Annotated in this window: 15 protein-coding genes and 5 tRNA genes; 17 read left to right on the forward strand and 3 right to left on the reverse strand. The window is 44.9% G+C overall.

Annotation, left to right across the window (positions count from 1 at the left end; all coding sequences use genetic code 11):
* Positions 1 to 72: 72 nt before the first annotated feature.
* The 3 genes from priA to FDF36_RS18045 all read left to right on the forward strand — a co-directional run bounded on the left by priA (position 73) and on the right by FDF36_RS18045 (position 4,961).
* Positions 73 to 2,532, forward strand: coding sequence for a replication restart helicase PriA (gene priA / locus FDF36_RS18035; RefSeq protein WP_220392295.1), 2,460 nt, complete (start codon positions 73 to 75; stop codon positions 2,530 to 2,532).
* A gap of 41 nt (positions 2,533 to 2,573) precedes the next feature.
* Positions 2,574 to 4,373, forward strand: a complete 1,800-nt coding sequence (locus FDF36_RS18040) for a DUF4091 domain-containing protein (protein WP_220392296.1) — start codon at positions 2,574 to 2,576, stop codon at positions 4,371 to 4,373.
* Positions 4,374 to 4,487: 114 nt separating this feature from the next.
* Complete coding sequence (locus FDF36_RS18045; protein WP_005791496.1) at positions 4,488 to 4,961, forward strand: low molecular weight protein-tyrosine-phosphatase; 474 nt, start codon at positions 4,488 to 4,490, stop codon at positions 4,959 to 4,961.
* Here the strand turns inward: FDF36_RS18045 and FDF36_RS18050 are convergent.
* Entirely contained in the window at positions 4,936 to 6,993 is a 2,058-nt protein-coding gene (locus FDF36_RS18050; RefSeq protein ID WP_220392297.1) for an HD family phosphohydrolase, read from the reverse strand. The genes FDF36_RS18045 and FDF36_RS18050 overlap by 26 nt on opposite strands.
* A gap of 94 nt (positions 6,994 to 7,087) precedes the next feature.
* Between FDF36_RS18050 and gltX the strand changes: the two genes are divergently transcribed.
* The gene (gene gltX / locus FDF36_RS18055; protein WP_220392298.1) at positions 7,088 to 8,605 is read left to right on the forward strand and encodes a glutamate--tRNA ligase; all 1,518 of its coding nucleotides are present in this window, start codon (positions 7,088 to 7,090) and stop codon (positions 8,603 to 8,605) included.
* A 12-nt stretch (positions 8,606 to 8,617) separates the two neighbouring features.
* Entirely contained in the window at positions 8,618 to 9,838 is a 1,221-nt protein-coding gene (locus FDF36_RS18060; RefSeq protein ID WP_220392299.1) for a 3-deoxy-D-manno-octulosonic acid transferase, read from the forward strand.
* A gap of 187 nt (positions 9,839 to 10,025) precedes the next feature.
* Here FDF36_RS18060 and FDF36_RS18065 read toward each other — a convergent pair whose 3' ends face one another.
* Positions 10,026 to 10,538: a gamma carbonic anhydrase family protein gene (locus FDF36_RS18065; RefSeq protein WP_005791506.1), complete on the reverse strand. Its 513-nt coding sequence runs from the start codon at positions 10,536 to 10,538 to the stop codon at positions 10,026 to 10,028.
* Positions 10,539 to 10,631: 93 nt separating this feature from the next.
* Positions 10,632 to 12,410, reverse strand: coding sequence for an aminopeptidase P family protein (locus FDF36_RS18070; protein WP_220392300.1), 1,779 nt, complete (start codon positions 12,408 to 12,410; stop codon positions 10,632 to 10,634).
* Positions 12,411 to 12,583: 173 nt separating this feature from the next.
* Between FDF36_RS18070 and rpsU the strand changes: the two genes are divergently transcribed.
* The 12 genes from rpsU to rplK all read left to right on the forward strand — a co-directional run bounded on the left by rpsU (position 12,584) and on the right by rplK (position 17,189).
* Complete coding sequence (gene rpsU, locus FDF36_RS18075) at positions 12,584 to 12,775, forward strand: 30S ribosomal protein S21 (RefSeq protein ID WP_005782152.1); 192 nt, start codon at positions 12,584 to 12,586, stop codon at positions 12,773 to 12,775.
* Between the two features lie 73 nt (positions 12,776 to 12,848).
* Positions 12,849 to 13,730: a tyrosine recombinase XerC gene (gene xerC / locus FDF36_RS18080; RefSeq protein ID WP_220392301.1), complete on the forward strand. Its 882-nt coding sequence runs from the start codon at positions 12,849 to 12,851 to the stop codon at positions 13,728 to 13,730.
* Between the two features lie 14 nt (positions 13,731 to 13,744).
* A complete protein-coding gene (hpf, locus tag FDF36_RS18085) occupies positions 13,745 to 14,044 on the forward strand; it encodes a ribosome hibernation-promoting factor, HPF/YfiA family (protein ID WP_005782154.1) in 300 nt (99 codons plus the stop codon).
* A gap of 98 nt (positions 14,045 to 14,142) precedes the next feature.
* Positions 14,143 to 14,216, forward strand: a tRNA-Thr gene (locus FDF36_RS18090).
* Positions 14,217 to 14,291: 75 nt separating this feature from the next.
* Positions 14,292 to 14,374, forward strand: a tRNA-Tyr gene (locus tag FDF36_RS18095).
* Between the two features lie 31 nt (positions 14,375 to 14,405).
* Positions 14,406 to 14,478, forward strand: a tRNA-Gly gene (locus tag FDF36_RS18100).
* A 9-nt stretch (positions 14,479 to 14,487) separates the two neighbouring features.
* A tRNA-Thr gene (locus FDF36_RS18105) sits at positions 14,488 to 14,559 on the forward strand.
* A 50-nt stretch (positions 14,560 to 14,609) separates the two neighbouring features.
* On the forward strand, positions 14,610 to 15,794 hold the full coding sequence (gene tuf / locus FDF36_RS18110) for an elongation factor Tu (RefSeq protein ID WP_005782155.1): 1,185 nt from the start codon (positions 14,610 to 14,612) through the stop codon (positions 15,792 to 15,794).
* A 53-nt stretch (positions 15,795 to 15,847) separates the two neighbouring features.
* A tRNA-Trp gene (locus FDF36_RS18115) sits at positions 15,848 to 15,920 on the forward strand.
* A 14-nt stretch (positions 15,921 to 15,934) separates the two neighbouring features.
* The gene (gene secE, locus FDF36_RS18120; RefSeq protein WP_005782157.1) at positions 15,935 to 16,126 is read left to right on the forward strand and encodes a preprotein translocase subunit SecE; all 192 of its coding nucleotides are present in this window, start codon (positions 15,935 to 15,937) and stop codon (positions 16,124 to 16,126) included.
* A 16-nt stretch (positions 16,127 to 16,142) separates the two neighbouring features.
* Complete coding sequence (gene nusG / locus FDF36_RS18125) at positions 16,143 to 16,685, forward strand: transcription termination/antitermination protein NusG (protein ID WP_005782159.1); 543 nt, start codon at positions 16,143 to 16,145, stop codon at positions 16,683 to 16,685.
* Positions 16,686 to 16,745: 60 nt separating this feature from the next.
* On the forward strand, positions 16,746 to 17,189 hold the full coding sequence (rplK, locus tag FDF36_RS18130; RefSeq protein WP_005791514.1) for a 50S ribosomal protein L11: 444 nt from the start codon (positions 16,746 to 16,748) through the stop codon (positions 17,187 to 17,189).
* Positions 17,190 to 17,192 lie beyond the last annotated feature (3 nt).

A 17,192-nucleotide genomic window follows, 5' to 3' on the forward strand; every position in this document is an offset into this window, starting at 1 on the left:
AGACAGAATCATTTTATGATAAACGAATCCCCGGCGCTTGCGTCGGGGATTTTTTGTATCTTTGTCCTCACAATGAAAAAGTATGTAGATGTCATATTACCTTTGCCTCTGCCCCGTTGCTTTACCTATTCCCTTCCGGACGAAGGGGCTGAAGAGGTGCAAATAGGTTGCCGGGTAGTTGTACCTTTCGGGCGGAAGAAGTACTATACAGCCATTGTTCGCAATGTGCATCACTATGCACCGACCGAATATGAAGTCAAAGAGATCTCTACCGTACTTGACACCTCTCCGATACTGCTGCCCGGTCAGTTCCGGTTCTGGGAATGGCTGGCCGATTATTATCTTTGTACGCAGGGTGATGTTTACAAAGCCGCATTGCCTTCCGGCCTGAAGTTGGAGAGCGAGACGATTGTGGAGTATAATCCCGACTTCGAGGCGGATGCTCCTCTTTCTGAACGCGAGCAACTGCTGCTCGACCTGCTTGCCAAAGAACCCGAGCAATGTGTCACCAAACTTGAGAAAGAGAGCGGATTGAAAAACATTCTCATCGTTATCAAGTCGCTGCTCGACAAGGAAGCTCTGTTTGTAAAAGAAGAGCTCCGCCGCACCTATAAACCCAAAACGGAAGCCCGGGTCCGGCTGGCGGCAGACGCTTCCGGTGAAGAGAATCTCCGGCGTATCTTTGACGAGCTGGAGCGCGCTCCGAAACAGTTGGCGTTGTTGATGAAGTATGTGGAGCTTTCCGGCGCGTTGGGGGACGGTGCATCCAAAGAAGTGTCCAAGAAAGAACTTCTGCAACGTGCCTCTGCTTCTCCCGCTATTTTCAACGGATTGGTAGAAAAACAGATATTCGAGGTCTATTATCAGGAAATCGGGCGGTTGAACCGTTTGGTCGGAAAGACGGTAGAACTGAACGTGCTGAACGAACACCAGCAACGGGCTTATCATGAAATCATGCAGAGCTTTCAGGAGAAGAATGTCTGTCTGCTCCACGGAGTGACTTCCAGCGGAAAGACCGAAGTATACATCCACCTGATAGAAGAGACGTTGAGGCAAGGCAGGCAGGTGCTTTATCTGTTGCCCGAAATAGCATTGACTACCCAGATCACCGAACGGCTGAAACGAGTGTTCGGTTCCCGGTTGGGAATCTATCACTCCAAGTTCCCCGATGCCGAGAGAGTAGAGATCTGGCAAAAGCAGTTGACGGAGGAGGGTTACGACATCATTCTGGGGGTACGCTCTTCGGTGTTCCTCCCGTTCCGGAATCTCGGACTGGTCATTGTGGACGAGGAACACGAAAATACGTATAAGCAACAAGATCCCGCACCGCGCTATCATGCCCGGAATGCTGCCATCGTGCTGGCTTCGATGTATGGGGCAAAGACGTTGCTGGGTACTGCCACTCCTTCGGTGGAGACTTGGCAGAATGCCACTACCGGCAAATTCGGGTGGGTGGAACTGAAAGAACGCTATAAGGAAATTCAATTGCCGGAGATTATTCCGGTAGATATAAAGGAGTTGCACCGCAAGAAGCGGATGACGGGGCAGTTCTCTCCGTTGCTGCTGCAATATGTCCGCGAGGCACTCGATAATAAACAGCAGGTGATTCTATTTCAGAATCGTCGGGGATTTGCTCCGATGATAGAGTGCCGCACGTGCGGATGGGTACCAAAGTGCAAGAACTGTGATGTCAGCCTGACCTATCATAAAGGTATCAACCAGCTGACTTGCCACTATTGCGGGTATACCTACCAGTTGCCCCGTTCGTGTCCGGCTTGCGAAGGGGTCGAACTGATGCACAGAGGGTTTGGTACGGAAAAGATAGAAGATGATGTGAAGCTGATTTTTCCGGAAGCTTCCGTAGCGCGTATGGATCTCGATACTACACGTACGCGGTCGGCATACGAAAAAATTATTGCAGACTTTGAACAGGGAAAGACCGATATACTGATCGGTACCCAGATGGTATCCAAAGGACTCGACTTTGACCACGTCAGCGTGGTGGGGATACTTAATGCGGACACGATGCTGAATTATCCCGATTTCCGTTCGTACGAACGTGCCTTCCAGTTGATGGCGCAGGTTGCCGGACGTGCCGGACGAAAAAATAAACGGGGCAGGGTAGTGTTGCAAACCAAAAGTATAGACCATCCCATCATCCGTCAGGTGATGACGAACGATTATGAAGATATGGTGGCGGGACAACTGGCTGAGCGGCAGATGTTTCATTATCCTCCGTATTACCGGATGGTGTATGTCTATCTGAAAAACCGGAACGAGACGTTGCTTGATGTGATGGCACACACCATGGCCGAGAAACTGCGCGCATTGTTCGGAAACCGGATACTGGGACCGGATAAACCGCCCGTTGCCCGTATTCAAACTTTGTTCATACGAAAAATAGTTGTTAAAATAGAACAAAATGCGCCGATGAGTCGTGCCCGTGAATTACTTTTGCGGGTACAACGTGAAATGATAGAAGACGAACGGTTTAAATCGCTGATTGTTTACTATGATGTAGATCCTATGTAATGAAAACCAATCTTAATATATTACCCTTAAAAAATGAAACCATGAAGCGAATCACGACACTTTTGCTTTCTTGCCTGGTTAGTACAGGCCCGCTTCTTGCCCAGCAAGGAGTGACACAATGTGGAACACCGACCGGACAGGCCCCGTTCCCCATCCAGTCTTATAAAGAATTGCCCGATCCGGTTGCTCCTTCCGAAAAAGAATGGGCGGCAGTCAAAGCCCCTCGGGTGCAATGGGGAAATACCGATACCCGGTATGCGAAACATGCCGTACCTGTGATCCAGCCGCAGAAAAGCATTACGCTGGAGGGATGGCGCGGTGAGAAACTCCATGCGCAGGCTGTTGTCTGGACCGGTACCGACCTGAAAGGATTGAACTATTCTCTCTCCGAATTTAAAAACTCCAAGGGAGATGTACTTCCGGCCGATGCATTCAGCGGAGGTTTTGTCCGCTATGTGATGACCGACGAATTGAATAAAGACGGACGTGGCGGCTGTGGTTATCGTCCCGATCACTCCATTTACGACTCTCTGTTGGTTGCCGATCCGATTGACCACTTGCTGACTTCGATGCCTATGGAAGCTAAAAGCACTCAGGCCATCTGGATCAATTGCCAGGTTCCCCAGACTGTGTCACCGGGAGTCTATCGTGGTACGGTCGAGGTGAAAGACGGAGATAACCGCCTGTCTACCTTGAAGATGGACATCAAAGTCTCTTCACGCGTGTTGCCTGCCCCGTCTCAGTGGGCTTTCCACCTCGATTTGTGGCAGAGTCCGTTTGCCGTGGCACGTTATTATCAGGTTCCGCTCTGGAGTCAGGCACACATAGATGCCATGCGTCCTGTGATGAAGATGCTGGCGGATGCCGGACAGAAGATTATTACGGCTTCCATCATGCATAAACCCTGGAACGGACAGACTTATGACTACTTTGAATCGATGGTCACCTGGACAAAGAAAGTGGACGGCACTTGGGCTTTCGATTATGATGTGTTCGACAAGTGGGTAGAGATGATGATGAGCGTGGGTATCGACAAGCAGATCAATTGCTACTCGATGGTTCCGTGGAAGTTGTCTTTCCAATATTTCGATCAGGCTACGAACAGTATGCAGTATGTGAAAACCGCTCCGGGCGAAAAAGCTTATGAAGAGATGTGGGTGGCTATGTTGAAGTCATTCTCTAAACATTTACGTGAGAAAGGTTGGTTCGATATTTGTACCATTGCCATGGACGAACGCCCGATGGAGGTTATGCAGAAAACATTGCAGGTGATCCGCAAGGCTGATCCTGAGTTTAAAGTATCGCTGGCGGGCAATTTCCACAAAGAACTGGAAGCGGATATCTACGACTATTGTATTCCTATCGGAGCTTCTTATCCTGTGGAGGTATTGGCACGCCGTGCACAAAACAATCTTCCTACTACCTATTATACGTGTTGTACGGAAGCTTTCCCGAATACCTTTACCTTCTCCGATCCTGCCGAGGCTGCCTGGATGAGTTATTATTCTGCCAAAGATCATCTTGACGGCTATCTGCGTTGGGCTTATAACAGCTGGCCGAAAGAGCCGCTGCTCGATTCACGTTTTGAGGCTTGGGCCGGTGGAGACACTTATCTGGTTTATCCGGGAGCACGCTCTTCCATTCGTTTCGAGAAATTGATCGAGGGTGTTCAGGCTCACGAAAAGATAACGATCCTTCGCAAGGAATTTACGGATAAGAAAAACAAGACCGGATTTAAGAAGCTGGAAAAAATGCTCTCTACATTTAACTTGAGAGACTTCCCTGAAGTTCCAGCTGCCGAAACAGTGAATAAGGCGAACAAAATACTGAATTCGTTGTAGAATTATTGACTGTACTTATATGATACCGCATGCAGAAACGCGTAGCTGGGAGATCCATGCGGCACGTTGTTGCATGCGGATTTTTATATCTTTATATTTCAAAAGTAAGAAAGCATGAAAAAGAAAATACTTTTTGTTTGCCTCGGCAACATTTGCCGCTCTTCTACGGCAGAAGGCGTGATGCTTCATCTGATTAAAGAAGCCGGCCTGGAAAAAGAGTTTGTGATTGATTCAGCCGGTATATTGGCTTATCACCAGGGGGAACTGCCCGATAGCCGTATGCGTGCCCATGCCGCCCGCAGAGGATATGAACTGGTACATCGTTCGCGTCCTGTCCGTACGGAAGATTTTTATAACTTCGATCTTATAATCGGTATGGATGATCGGAACATGGACGATCTGAAGGAGAAAGCGCCCTCTCCGGCAGAGTGGAAAAAGATCCACCGGATGACGGAATACTGCACCCGCATCCCCGCCGATCACGTGCCCGACCCTTATTATGGAGGTGCGGAGGGCTTTGAGTACGTACTCGATATACTTGAGGATGCTTGTGCCGGACTCCTTACTTCTTTAACTCAGGATAGCTGATGCGTGTGTGATAAATCGTTTTCAGCTTTTCTTTGAATACAGCTTTTATCGTCGCGATGTCTTTGAATGTGATCGGGCATTCTTTGAAATACCCCTCTTGTACTTGCGAATCGATAATTTTATCTACCAGATTACTGATGCTCTCTTCGGTATACTCCGGCAAGCTGCGTGAGGCGGCTTCTACGGAGTCTGCCATCATCAGTATGGCTGTCTCTTTCGAGAACGGGTTCGGGCCCGGATACGTGAAAATTTCTTCGTTCGGCTCTTCACCCGGATGTTCGTTTTTCCAGGATATGTAGAAGAACTTGGTCTTTCCGCGCCCGTGGTGAGTACTGATAAAGTCCTTGATCACTTTGGGCAGATTATGCTTGTCGGCCAGTTTTAATCCGTCCGTCACATGGCTGATAACCACCTGCGCACTCTGTTCATAACTTAAATTCTTATGGGGGTTCACTCCGGACTGGTTTTCGGTAAAGAAAGCCGGATTTTCCATTTTGCCGATGTCATGATACAATGCTCCGGTACGTACCAACTGGCTTTTGGCTCCGATACGTATCGCAGCTTCAGCAGCCAGATTGGCCACTTGCATGGAGTGTTGGAAGGTACCCGGAACAGTTTCGGACATTCTTCTCAACAGATCATTGTTGATGTTCGATAATTCTACAAGCGTAACATTCGACGTGAAGCCAAAAGTCTTCTCAAGCAGGAATAGCAGAGGATAAGCGAACAGTAATAGTACGCCGTTAATAATGAAGTAAATATACATACTTACGTTCAGCTTCGAAAGATCGTTTTCACTGATCAGTTCAAAAGCGAAATAGATAGCTGCATACGTCAGTATGACCAGAAGGGCCGTGCGGAACAACTGCGAACGTTGTGACAGTTCTCTCAAACTGAAGATAGCTACCAGGCCGGCGGCTATTTGTGTCAGGATAAACTCGTGGGGATACCTCAGGGTGATGGAGCAGATCAGTATGGTGATGACATGTGTCAGGAATGCCGTACGCGAATCGAGGAAGACCCGGATAATAATCGGAAGCATGGCATAGGGCAAGATGTACACATTGAATATATTGTTTGTCACCATAAGCGCCGTGATGACACAATAGAACACGATCAGGGCGAAGAGTAACGATAAGCTGCCTTTGCGTTCATAATAATCTTTGCGGAACAGTTCCAGGTAAAGCATAAAGCAGAGTATCAATATGCCGACAAACAAGATCTGTCCGCCCAGGATCAGTCGCTTCTGTCCGATGGATTCGCTTCGCTTGATAGATTCCTTGCGCAAAGATTCCAGGATGTTATAGGTCTGTTTGTTGACTATCTCTCCACGGTCAATGATTTTCTGGCCGCTTTGTACTACTCCGTTTGCCCAGGAGTAGTTGTCGAGCAATTCTTTCCGGGCTGTCTCCGTACGCACAGAATCGTAAATGAGATTGGGGGTGATGTATTCGTTGAGTGCACATTGCCGCAGGATGTCTCTGTTATAATGGGCGGTATCACCCGATATAAGATTCTCGTAGGCTCTCTTTACGGTATAGATGCCGTCAGTTGTCCGTTGGTTGGCCAACTTATCTTCAATCACCATGACAGAAGAGATACTGTCGTGGAGGAGGGTCCGCATCTCTTCTGTCGATACGACTCCCGATTGGTAGATGGCTTTCAGGCCTCTCTCGATATACCGGATGTAGTCCGTCGAAGGCAATATACCTTTCAGATGGGCGTGATAATTCTCTTTCAGTTTGGCAAGGGCACTCTTCTCCACTTCTTTGTCCAGTTCAAAGTAAGGCTGGAAAGAAGCCAGAAGACTGTCTTGTTCCCGTTTTACTACCGCTTCGTCTTTGTAGATCGGAAAATCGAAAGTTGCCATTAACTGGCCATACTTCCATGGTTTGTTCATGTCAAACTGATAGTTAAACTTCCCGTCACGGGGCAGGAAGTAAACAATGAACGCCACGGTACCGACGAAAATCAGCGCTTTATATAACAAATCTTTGTATGAGAAACTATTTTTCTTCTTCCAGTGTTCCATAACCCTTGAATTTTTTGCGAAAAGTACAAAAAAAAACAATAGTGTGGAAAAAAAGGTTTAATTTTGCCACGATTTACCTATACTAACGCAAATTATGGCAGAAAGAAAAGTAAGAGTTCGTTTTGCTCCGAGCCCAACAGGAGCATTGCATATAGGTGGTGTGCGTACCGCTTTGTATAATTATCTGTTTGCCCGCCAGCATGGGGGAGATTTGATTTTCCGTATCGAGGATACGGATTCCAACCGTTTCGTTCCGGGTGCGGAAGAATATATCCTGGAGTCTTTCAAATGGTTAGGAATACAGTTTGATGAAGGTGTAAGCTTCGGAGGAGAATACGGACCGTACCGCCAGTCGGAACGTCGTGAAATATACAAGAAGTATGTACAAGTGTTACTTGATAACGGAAAGGCCTACATCGCTTTCGATACTCCGGAAGAACTGGATGCCAAACGTGCTGAAATAGCTAATTTCCAGTATGATGCGTCTACCCGTGTGGGAATGCGCAATTCGTTGACGCTTCCGAAAGAAGAAGTGGAAGCGCTGATCGCTGACGGAAAACAATATGTGGTACGTTTCAAGATAGAACCGAACGAGGATATCCATGTGAATGACTTGATTCGTGGCGAAGTGGTTATCAATTCGTCTATCCTTGATGATAAAGTTTTATATAAATCGGCCGACGAACTGCCTACTTATCACCTGGCCAATATCGTAGATGACCATTTGATGGAGGTATCACACGTGATTCGTGGTGAGGAGTGGCTGCCTTCTGCTCCGTTGCACGTGCTGCTGTATCGTGCATTCGGCTGGGAAGACACTATGCCGGCTTTTGCCCACTTGCCTTTGCTGCTGAAACCGGAAGGCAACGGAAAACTGAGTAAACGTGACGGTGATCGTTTGGGATTCCCTGTATTCCCTCTTGAGTGGCATGACCCGAAGAGCGGTGAGATTTCTTCCGGTTATCGTGAATCAGGCTATCTGCCCGAGGCTGTTATCAATTTCCTTGCTCTGCTGGGATGGAATCCGGGTAACGACCAGGAGGTGATGTCTATGGACGAGCTGATCCGTCTGTTCGACCTGCATCGCTGTAGCAAGTCGGGTGCAAAATTTGACTATAAAAAAGGTATCTGGTTCAATCATACTTACATTCAGCAGAAATCTGACGAAGAGATAGCCGAGCTGTTTGTACCGGTGCTGAAAGAGCATGGAGTAGAAGCTCCTTTCGAAAAGGTAGTGACGGTGGTTGGCATGATGAAAGACCGTGTCAGCTTTGTCAAAGAACTATGGGATGTATGCAGCTTCTTCTTTGTGGCTCCGACGGAATATGACGAAAAGACGGTTAAGAAACGCTGGAAAGAGGATTCGGCTAAATGTATGACCGAACTGGCAGAGGTATTGGCCGGAATTGAAGATTTCAGCATTGAAGGTCAAGAAAAAATAGTAATGGACTGGATTGCCGAGAAGGGTTATCATACAGGTAATATTATGAATGCTTTCCGCCTGACACTGGTAGGTGAGGGCAAAGGTCCTCATATGTTCGATATTTCCTGGGTGTTGGGAAAAGAAGAAACATTGGCTCGCATGAAACGCGCCGTAGAGGTTTTGAAATAAGGATCCGGAGGTATGTTTTACGATCTGGCAATAGGAATTTACGATCTTTTGGTGCATCTGGCTGCACCATTCAGTCGCAAACCCCGGAAGATGATGAAGGGGCACTGGGTGGTGTACGATCTTCTTCGCCAACAGGTAGAGAAAGACGAGCGCTACATTTGGTTTCATGCCGCTTCTCTGGGGGAGTTTGAGCAGGGACGTCCTTTAATTGAGAGTATACGGGAGCGATATCCCGATTATAAAATACTGCAAACGTTTTTTTCTCCTTCGGGATATGAAGTCCGGAAGAACTATAGAGGAGCAGACATTGTTTGCTATTTGCCGTTTGATAAACCTCGTAATGTGAAGAAATTTTTGGATATTGTGAATCCTTGTATGGCTTTCTTCATTAAATATGAATTTTGGAAGAACTATCTGGACGAATTGCACAAACGTCGTATTCCCGTCTACAGTGTTTCGTCTATTTTCCGCAAAGATCAGATTTTTTTCAAATGGTACGGAGGGACTTATCGAAATGTACTGAAAGATTTTGATCATCTGTTTGTGCAGAACGAGGCTTCAAAGCGTTTTCTTGCCAAGATCGGGATCACAAGGGTAACAGTAGTGGGAGATACCCGCTTCGACCGCGTCCTGCAGATTCGGGAGCAGGCAAAAGAGTTGCCGTTGGTGGAGCAGTTTAAAAACGGTGCATTTACTTTTGTGGCAGGAAGTTCATGGGGGCCGGACGAAGATCTTTTCATCGAATATTTTAATAGTCACCCTGAGATGAAGTTGATTATAGCTCCTCACGTAATCGATGAAAATCATCTGGTAGAGATTATAGGTAAATTGAAACGTCCTTCTGTACGCTATACCCGTGCAGATGAAAAGAATGTCCGGAAGGCGGACTGCTTGATAATCGATTGTTTCGGTTTGCTCTCTTCGATCTATCGTTATGGGGAAATTGCTTATATCGGTGGTGGTTTTGGAGTCGGGATTCACAATACGCTTGAAGCGGCTGTATATGGCATTCCGGTAATTTTCGGACCCAAATACCAGAAATTTATGGAAGCTATGCAACTGATCGAAGCCGGGGGAGCCTATTCCATTAAGGATTACAATGAACTGAAAACATTGCTCGACAGACTTTTAACCGATGAAACATTCTTGAAGGAGAGCGGTACGAATGCCGGTAATTATGTCATTGGTAATTCCGGAGCAACGGGGAAAGTGCTGCATATGATAAACTTTTAAGTTTCCAGTTCGAAAGGAGATAAATAAAATAGGGGGTGTTTCATAACTCACCACAGATTACACAAATTTACAAGAATGATTTTTAATCTACTGATAAACAATGATATTTATCTGTGTTAATTCGTGTAGCCTGTGGTGAATACGAGTTTTGAACATCCCCTGTTTTGTGTATCATGTAGAGATGGAATTATTTATACCAGTCAGAGTACATCAGGTAATTGTGAGCTATTTTCTGGTTCAGTTCTTTAGCTTGTTCCGGATCTACCTTTTTTATGAACTTGGCCGGTACACCTCCCCAAATACTTCCCGGTTCGATGATGGTATTGCTCAGTACAAGTGAGCCTGCAGCAACGATTGCGCCTTCGCCAATGACTGCATGATCGAGCAAGGTCGATCCCATGCCGATCAATGCATAGTCCTTTACTGTTGCACCATGGATTGTCACATTGTGCCCTACCGATACATAGTTACCTATTTCGATGGTTGATTTTTCATAAAGAGTGTGTAAGACGCTTCCGTCCTGTATGTTCACTCCATCACCCATGCGGATTGAGTTTACATCTCCTCTCAACACGGTGCTGAACCAAATACTACAATTTTGTCCCATCTTTACATCGCCGATGATGGTGGCGTTATCGGCCAGAAAACAGTTCTCTCCAAATTCGGGAGTAAAACCTCTTACTGATTTTATTAAAGCCATAGATTGTTGTTTTATATTTATTTCAAATTCAGCCGCTGACTTGCATAAATAACTATTTTACAGCCAGTAAGGACTGAGCTATTTCCCGATTCGTCAGATTGCTGCTGTAGCTTCTTTCAGCCATGCTTTTTCTTCTTCGTTCAGCTTGGGAGACAGCTTTTCGTATACCTGCTGGTGGTAATTATTCAACCAGTCGACCTCATCGGCAGTTAATAACTTTTTGATGATTCCCTTCTTGCAGATAGGGCAGAGCGTAATTGTTTCGAACTTCAGGTATTCACCGAACAGGCCTTCACCGGCGCTGCATACCAGTGTCAGGTTTTCCGTACGGATTCCATGACTGCCGCCTTTGTACACTCCCGGTTCATTTGAGGTGACCATTCCGGGTTGCAATACAATGGGGTTTTCGTTCATGCGAATGCTTTGCGGTCCTTCGTGTACACTTAAGAAATGACCTACACCATGACCTGTACCATGTAGGAAGTTCATTTTATGACTCCATAACGGCATGCGTGCGAGGACATCCAGCTGTGCCCCTCTGGTTCCTGAAGGGAATACGGCCATCGCCAGTGCGATATGCCCTTTCAGAACCAATGTATAATCTGTTTTTTCTTCTGTAGTCAGTTCACCTAACGCAATGGTGCGTGTAATGTCCGTAGTACCATCCAGGTATTGGGCTCCTGAGTCGAGGAGAAGAAAACCTTTCGGGTGCAATGTTGAGTTGCTTTCTTCGGTTGCCGAATAGTGTACAATAGCTCCATGTTCTTTGTAGCCTGCGATGGTGTCGAAGCTTTCGCCTACATATAAATCTTGTGTCGCACGAAATGCGTGCAATTTACGGTCGATGCTTAATTCTGTTTCTGTTCCGGAAGGAACAGCTGACTCCAGCCATCTCAGAAACTTGACTAATGCTACGCCATCACGTTGCATGGCTGCATGAATGCCTGTGATTTCTTGTTCGTTGCGTATGGCTTTTAATAGAGCTACCGGCGCTTCTCCCCGTATAATCCGGCATTTGGGATTTACCGAAGAGAAAACAGAATAGTTGGTTTTTGCAGGATTCATTAAGATACTTGAACTATTGAGCTCAGATAAGTAAATCTCTGTATTTGAATAGTTTTGTATTTCTATCTGCTGCTCTTCTAAATAATTCCGTACCCCTTCTGTCACTTTCTCCGGTGCAATGAATAATACTGCATTATTTTCTGTTATAAGCAGATAGCTCACTACTACCGGATTGCAATGTACATCATTGCCACGCAGATTCAAGGTCCAGGCTATTTCGTCTAAAGCTGACAGCATCACGCTTTCTGCGCTTTTCTTTTTCAACTCTGTACGAATAGCTGCAATCTTTTCAGAGCAACTTTTGCCGGCGTATTTGATATCGTATACAAAAGCGGGAGACTCCGGCATGGGCGGTCGGTTTTCCCAAAGCTCGTCCATGGGGTCGGGGCAGAACACAATCTGAATGTTATTTGCTGAAAGTTCCGCTTGCATACTTTCTACTTGTTCAGCAGAGAACATTTTTCCATCGATACCTACGGATTCGCCTGGCTGTAGCTCGTCGGAAAGGAATTTTGTGATACTTGGAGTTTCCGGTAGCATCTCTTTGTATAGATCGATGCCGCTTCCCTGCAATTGCTCTGCTGCCTGTAGAAAATATCTTGAGTCAGTCCAAAGTCCGGCCTTTTTTTCAGTAATCACTACCGTACCTGCCGAGCCGGTAAATCCTGATATCCACTCTCTTGATTTCCAGTGCGGTGCTACGTATTCGCTGAGGTGAGGGTCTGTGCTGGGAATGATGAATGCTTGAATGTTGGGTTTAAACCACATGCGTAATGCATGTATCCGTTCACTGATTGACTGTTTCATACATTATATATATTATATCGTTATACTCTCCAAAGATAACTACTTTCTGTACCTTTTGCATTGATTTTGAGAAATAATTGCCGAAAGTTTTGTGAATAAAGAAAGTATGTGTAATTTTGCGGCGCAATTTGACTGCGGAAATTTTAAACCATAACATATTTAATAATAACAAAATGATTGTAGTACCTGTAAAAGAAGGCGAAAACATTGAAAAAGCGCTGAAGAAGTTTAAGAGAAAATTTGAAAAAACTGGCATCGTTAAAGAGTTGAGAAGCAGACAACAGTTTGATAAACCGTCTGTAACTAAAAGACTTAAGAAAGAACGTGCAGTTTACGTGCAAAAACTTCAGCAAGTAGAAGATTAATAATTCGTAATTTCCTTTGAATTATTGAATTCTTTTCATACATTCGTTGCAGAATTATAGATGTAGCGATATTATGTTAACAGATTCTTTTCTTGATTATCTCCGGTACGAGCGGAATTATTCTGGGAAAACCGTACTGGCTTACGGCGAGGATATTTCGCAGTTGCGGGAGTTTGCTCAGGAAGGGATGGAGGAGTTTGATCCGGCGGAGGTGAAGCCAGAACTGATTCGTGAGTGGATTGTTTCACTGATGGATCAGGGATATACTTCAACTTCGGTAAACCGTAAGCTAAGTTCTCTCCGGTCATTTTATAAATATCTTCTCAGGCAGGGAGAGGTGAGTGTCGACCCGTTGCGTAAAATAACGGGGCCGAAAAATAAAAAGCCACTTCCTTCTTTCTTGAAAGAGAGTGAAATGAATAAATTGCTGGATGATACAGATTTTGGTGAGGGATTTAAAGGTTGTCGGGATCGCCTGATTATTGAGATGTTTTATGCTACGGGCATGCGTCTCTCTGAGTTGATTGGTCTGGATGATAAGGATGTGGATTTCTCTGGTTCTCTTCTGAAAGTAACAGGAAAGAGAAATAAGCAACGTTTGATACCTTTTGGCGATGAGTTGAAAGAGGCAATGCTTGAGTATGTTGATATAAGAAACGAAATGATTTCCGGAAGGTCGGATGCCTTTTTTGTAAGAGAGAATGGTGAGCGGCTTTATAAGAATCTGGTCTATAATTTAGTGAAACGGAACCTTTCGAAGGTGGTAACGCTTAAAAAGCGTAGTCCTCACGTGTTGAGACATACTTTTGCCACAACGATGCTGAATAATGATGCGGAGTTGGGTGCGGTGAAAGAGCTTTTGGGTCACAGTAGTCTGGCGACTACGGAGATTTATACGCATACCACTTTTGAAGAACTTAAAAAAGTGTATAAACAAGCTCATCCACGAGCCTAAAAAAGGAGGTAAGTATGGAAATTAGAATTCAATCGATTCACTTTGATGCAACAGAACAATTGCAGGCTTTCATTCAGAAGAAAGTGTCTAAGTTGGAAAAATATTACGAAGATATAAAGAAAGTAGAGGTGTCATTAAAGGTAGTTAAACCAGAAACTGCGGAGAATAAAGAAGCCGGCATTACGGTGTTGGTTCCGAATAATGATTTTCATGCAAGTAAAATATGCGATACTTTTGAGGAAGCAGTCGATTTGTGTGTGGAAGCATTGGAAAAACAGCTGGTTAAATACAAGGAAAAGCAACGAAATAAATAAAAATATCGCAAATGTTTTGCGGGAAAGAAATAAATAACTAAATTTGCAGCCGTTTCGCTCGCATTAGGACGTGACGGTTGCATTTTTTAAGTAAAAACGCCTCTTTAGCTCAGTTGGCCAGAGCACGTGATTTGTAATCTCGGGGTCGTTGGTTCGAATCCGACAAGAGGCTCAAGGAAAAAGAAAAACCTAAATAAGTGGAATCGGGAGTTTTATTATCTATTTCAGTGTTTGGGTTTCGTATAAAGGGCAAATACCAGAGTGGCCAAATGGGGCAGACTGTAAATCTGCTGGCTTACGCCTTCGGTGGTTCGAATCCATCTTTGCCCACAAAGAAGACAGAGTGAAAACTTTGGCAAATGCGGAAGTAGCTCAGTTGATAGAGCATTAGCCTTCCAAGCTGAGGGTCGCGGGTTTGAGCCCCGTCTTCCGCTCTCTTTTTCGCTGTTATAGCTCAGTGGTAGAGCACTTCCTTGGTAAGGAAGAGGTCCCGGGTTCAAATCCCGGTAACAGCTCTGTAAGATGTAAATGCTGATTATTAATCAAATAAATAACAAGTAAAGCTATGGCTAAAGAGAAATTTGAACGTACCAAACCGCACGTAAACATTGGTACAATCGGTCACGTTGACCACGGTAAAACCACTTTGACTGCTGCTATCACTACTGTGTTGGCAAAGAAAGGTCTTTCTGAACTTCGTTCTTTCGATTCTATCGATAATGCTCCTGAAGAAAAAGAAAGAGGTATTACTATCAATACTTCACACGTTGAGTATGAAACTGCTAACCGTCACTACGCACACGTTGACTGTCCGGGTCACGCTGACTACGTAAAGAACATGGTTACTGGTGCTGCTCAGATGGACGGTGCTATCATTGTAGTTGCTGCTACTGATGGTCCGATGCCTCAGACTCGTGAGCACATCCTTTTGGCTCGTCAGGTAAACGTTCCGAAGTTGGTTGTATTCATGAACAAGTGCGATATGGTTGAAGATGCTGAGATGTTGGAACTTGTTGAAATGGAAATGAGAGAATTGCTTTCATTCTATGATTTCGACGGTGACAATACTCCGATCATTCAGGGTTCTGCTCTTGGTGCATTGAATGGCGTAGAAAAATGGGAAGACAAAGTAATGGAACTGATGGAAGCTGTTGATACTTGGATTCCACTGCCTCCGCGCGATGTTGATAAACCTTTCTTGATGCCGGTAGAGGACGTGTTCTCTATCACAGGTCGTGGTACTGTGGCTACAGGTCGTATCGAAACTGGTGTTATCCATGTAGGTGATGAAATCGAAATCCTCGGTTTGGGTGAAGATAAGAAATCAGTTGTAACAGGTGTTGAAATGTTCCGCAAACTTCTGGATCAGGGTGAAGCTGGTGACAACGTAGGTCTGTTGCTTCGTGGTGTTGACAAGAACGAAATCAAACGTGGTATGGTTCTTTGTAAACCGGGTCAGATTAAACCTCACTCTAAATTCAAAGCAGAGGTTTATATCCTGAAGAAAGAAGAAGGTGGACGTCACACTCCATTCCATAACAAATATCGTCCTCAGTTCTATCTGCGTACTATGGACTGTACAGGTGAAATCACTCTTCCGGAAGGAACTGAAATGGTAATGCCGGGTGATAATGTAACTATCACTGTAGAGTTGATCTATCCGGTTGCACTGAACATCGGTCTTCGTTTCGCTATCCGCGAAGGTGGACGTACAGTAGGTGCTGGTCAGATTACTGAAATTATCGACTAAAACCAAATATTGATCAGTTCCCGGTAGTAATATCGGGAACTGATTATGTACAAACGGGAGTAGCTCAGTTGGTAGAGCACCGGTCTCCAAAACCGGGTGTCGGGAGTTCGAGCCTCTCCTCCCGTGCTAATATTTATGAAATGAAAAAAGTAGTAGCTTATATTAAAGAATCTTACGACGAACTTGTTCATAAAGTGTCGTGGCCTACGTATTCAGAACTAACTAACAGTGCGGTAGTTGTTTTATATGCTTCCCTGCTTATCGCATTGGTAGTGTTCGCGATGGACTTCTGTTTCCAGAATTTTATGGAAAAAATAATTTATCCACATTAAAGAGAGAGGAATTACGATGTCTGAGATTGAAAAGAAATGGTACGTTTTGCGTGCTATTAGCGGAAAAGAAGCTAAGGTGAAAGAGTATCTTGAAGCTGATATTAAAAACAGCGACCTTGGTGAATATGTGTCTCAGGTATTGATTCCTACCGAAAAGGTATATCAGGTTCGCAATGGTAAAAAAATTGTGAAAGAAAGAAGTTATCTTCCTGGTTACGTTTTGGTGGAGGCTGCTTTGGTTGGTGAGGTTTCTCACCATCTGAGAAATACTCCTAATGTGATAGGTTTCTTGGGAGGTTCGGATAAACCGGTTCCCCTCAGACAGTCGGAAGTGAATCGTATACTTGGTACAGTGGATGAACTGCAAGAAACGGGTGAAGACTTAAATGTTCCGTATATTGTAGGCGAAACTGTAAAGGTTACTTTTGGTCCTTTTAGCGGATTCAGTGGTATCATTGAAGAAGTCAATAGTGAAAAGAAGAAACTGAAGGTCATGGTAAAGATATTCGGGCGCAAGACACCGCTTGAATTAGGCTTTATGCAAGTGGAAAAGGAATAACGCAGAATTGTTACGCTGTAGTTGTCCTTCGTTTAATGTTATATATAAATTAATAAAAAAATGGCTAAAGAAGTTGCTGGACTAATCAAATTACAGATTAAAGGAGGCGCGGCAAACCCATCACCTCCCGTTGGACCTGCATTAGGTTCTAAGGGAATCAATATCATGGAGTTTTGCAAGCAATTCAACGCCAGAACCCAAGACAAAGCAGGTAAGATTTTACCTGTTATCATTACTTACTACGCAGATAAGTCTTTCGATTTTGTAATCAAGACTCCTCCCGTTGCCATTCAGTTGCTTGAAGTGGCTAAGGTAAAGAGTGGTTCTGCTGAGCCTAACCGTAAGAAAGTTGCCGAGATTACTTGGGAACAGGTCCGTACGATTGCTCAGGACAAAATGGTTGACTTGAACTGTTTTACTGTGGAAGCTGCCATGAGAATGGTTGCAGGTACAGCTAGAAGTATGGGTATCGCTGTAAAAGGGGAGTTCCCGGTTAATAATTAATAA

It is taken from the genome of Bacteroides fragilis, assembly GCF_019583405.1.
Lineage (GTDB): Bacteria > Bacteroidota > Bacteroidia > Bacteroidales > Bacteroidaceae > Bacteroides > Bacteroides fragilis_B.